Source organism: Acetatifactor sp., from assembly GCF_982438285.1.
On record NZ_CEWDFQ010000398.1, the window covers coordinates 1 to 2,482 of the forward strand.

4 protein-coding genes are annotated in these 2,482 nt (G+C 47.2%); 1 reads left to right on the forward strand and 3 read right to left on the reverse strand.

The genetic code is table 11. The features are described 5' to 3' along the window. A partial coding sequence (locus tag AC1WIP_RS14435; RefSeq protein WP_481142484.1) for a 4Fe-4S binding protein occupies positions 1–734 on the reverse strand: 734 nt, incomplete at its 3' end. Between the two features lie 266 nt (positions 735–1,000). After that, positions 1,001–1,123 (reverse strand): zinc-binding dehydrogenase, encoded by a 123-nt coding sequence (locus AC1WIP_RS14440; protein WP_481142485.1) that lies wholly within the window; start codon positions 1,121–1,123, stop codon positions 1,001–1,003. A gap of 311 nt (positions 1,124–1,434) precedes the next feature. On the opposite strand from AC1WIP_RS14440, the gene AC1WIP_RS14445 reads away from it, so the two are divergent. Continuing rightward, positions 1,435–1,893 carry an Rrf2 family transcriptional regulator gene (locus AC1WIP_RS14445; RefSeq protein ID WP_481142486.1) on the forward strand — a complete coding sequence of 153 codons (459 nt, stop codon included), beginning with the start codon at positions 1,435–1,437 and terminating at the stop codon, positions 1,891–1,893. A gap of 138 nt (positions 1,894–2,031) precedes the next feature. On the opposite strand, the gene AC1WIP_RS14450 is transcribed toward AC1WIP_RS14445, so the two are convergent. Beyond that, the gene (locus tag AC1WIP_RS14450) at positions 2,032–2,334 is read right to left on the reverse strand and encodes a hypothetical protein (RefSeq protein WP_481142487.1); all 303 of its coding nucleotides are present in this window, start codon (positions 2,332–2,334) and stop codon (positions 2,032–2,034) included. Positions 2,335–2,482 lie beyond the last annotated feature (148 nt).

A 2,482-nucleotide genomic window follows, 5' to 3' on the forward strand; every position in this document is an offset into this window, starting at 1 on the left:
TCGGCGCACACTTTCTTCAGCGCCATGCCAACGGCAGCCAGCATCATACCGTTTACCTTCCGTGCGGAATACGGGCAGACCGACACGCAGCGCATACAGGAAATACACTTTTTTCCGTCAACCTCTTTCGGGTCGTAGAGGTCTATGGCCTGCACCGGGCACTCCTGCGCACACAATCCGCACTTTACGCAGTCCTTGGTAGGCTTTGGCACCATACCAGCTCCCCCGCCTTTTTTATAAGGGCGATTCCCCGGAATTGCTGGCTCAGAAATATTCTCTGCATCCAATTTGCTCTGTATTTTTTCTGCGAATGTATGAAGTTGCGCCCGATCCTGTTCATCTGGACGTCCTGCGGCAAACTGGCGGGCAATGGAGTGCTCCGCTATGGCGGCAGCGGCGGCGATGACACGAAATCCAGCCTGCTTTGCGGTATCCTGTAATTCTACAAGTGTATCCTCATACGCCCGGTTGCCGTAGACGCAGAGAAGGACGGCTTTTGCTCCATTCCCTTGGATGGCAGACAGTCGCTCTGTTGCTGGTCGCGGCACACGTCCGCCATAAGAAGGAACAGCGATTACCGCAAGGTCGTCTTCCTCCAGAGAGACATCGGCAAAAACCGTTTTGCCGTCTGTCAGATCAACCGGCTGTATTTCGCCGGTTAATCCGTTTGCCAGCATATCCGCTGCCTTTTTCGTCCCGCCAGTGGGACTAAAACAAATCTCATAAAGTTTCATTTCAAACATCCTCCATATTTCCTTGCTTCCCACAGCTGTTGATTCCTTGCAGATGGAGCCAGCTGCAGCATTTCAAAACATACGGCATAGTCACCGGCACCTTTTATGACCCCATAGATTCCGAGTTTTCCCCATTGGAATCCAACGCTTTGTCCACGATATGAATATGGACGTCCACTCCAAACGTGTTGTATAATTCCTTGAAGAAATCAGTCAGTTTCCTGCGAATCGGAAGTTTCCTTTCCATCTTTTTCCCTCCCTTGTTGTTAAAGCTGAATGATGACCTTTCCTTCCGTATGCCCATGTGCCACAAGCTGAAGCGCCTCCTGCGCCTTTTCCAAAGAGAAGATACGGGGATCGGTTTTGGGAACGATGTGATTTTGTTCCACGATTTTTGTGATTTTCCGAAGCTGTTCCCCATCAGAACGGACGAGAATTTTGCCTTTGCATTTCCAGAGACGATCACGCGAAGCCCTAATGCTTTTGCGATGGGAACCGCCATTTGACCTCCTGCCAGTTGATATTTTTTCTTATGTCAATCTCAGGGAATCAGTGGTTTCCCCTTGCATTTCCTCTGTAAAGCGTGTAAAATAAGTGAGTGTAAAATGAAAAGTTACATCTCTGGATAGTATAGCACGCGCAAGATATAAAGTCAACATTTACATCACGCGCGACGCTTGGATTTTGAAAGGATTTTATCATGCAGCTTAGTATGAAATGTTCGGTGGCAGTACACTGCCTGATATTTATAAATGAGGCAAAAGGGAAGGTCAAAGTCACCAGTAATCTGCTGGCTCAAAGCACCGGTTGTAATCCGGTCGTAATCCGCAATGTGTTCAGCGCATTGAAAAAGGCCGGTATTATTACAGTGGCACGCGGTACCGGCGGAACCGAATTATGCAAGCCTCCATCCGAGATTACACTGTATATGATTTATCAGGCCCTTGAGCCAGACGGCCTTTCCTCCCTGATTGGTATCCATCCCTGTGACGGACGGGCGTGCCCAGTTGCCCAGAATATTCGTGCTGTATTGCAGAAACCGTACCAGAAAATTGAGGATGCAGTTCGCAATGCGATGGAAAGTGTCACACTGGAATCAATGATTGAGGAATTCCATGCCCACTTAGGATCAGGCAAAACCTCAAAGGGAATCAAGTAAATACAACGCCCACAGGTCACGGCAGCCTGTGGGCGTTACAAATACAGGAATAGCAAGTAAAGCTAAAAAGCTCAGTTACATTCCGGTTTAAACTTTTTACATATATTGAAATATTGTGAATTCCTATGCTCTGACAGCCTACAGCCCCTTCAGCTCTCTGATCTTTTCCTGAAGCTCATTTACTCCGTTTCTGGCGTTTCTGATCGCCCTGCATTGTTTCTCGAAGGGCGCCTCCTGCCCTTCCTCCGCCACAGGTGTATCACCAGCTCCGTATTTTTCATAATACAGCCGTCCGATTTCCATATAGTTTTTCTTTATAACCTCTTCACAGGTGGAAATCTGGCTTTTCAGACTGGCAATCTGTGCCATTTCCTTTGCCTTATCCGCTGCCTCTCTCCCCTTTGCCGAAATCGTATCTCCAAGCTTTTCCATCCAATCCATTTTTCCCGCTCCTTTTCTGACTCTGTCTTTTAAATATTATAAGACTCCCTGATAAAGGGCGCAAGTATTTCATTGCATCCTAATGACAAGTTATGGTATAATTCTTATGTATTTTAGATAGAGGTGATTATATGCAGCCATTATATAC

Excerpts from the sequence above, each read along its gene's own strand:
- AC1WIP_RS14450 (WP_481142487.1), bottom strand. The coding sequence starts at position 2,334 with ATGGATTGGATGGAAAAGCTTGGAGATACGATTTCGGCAAAGGGGAGA.
- AC1WIP_RS14445 (WP_481142486.1), top strand. The coding sequence starts at position 1,435 with ATGCAGCTTAGTATGAAATGTTCGGTGGCAGTACACTGCCTGATATTT.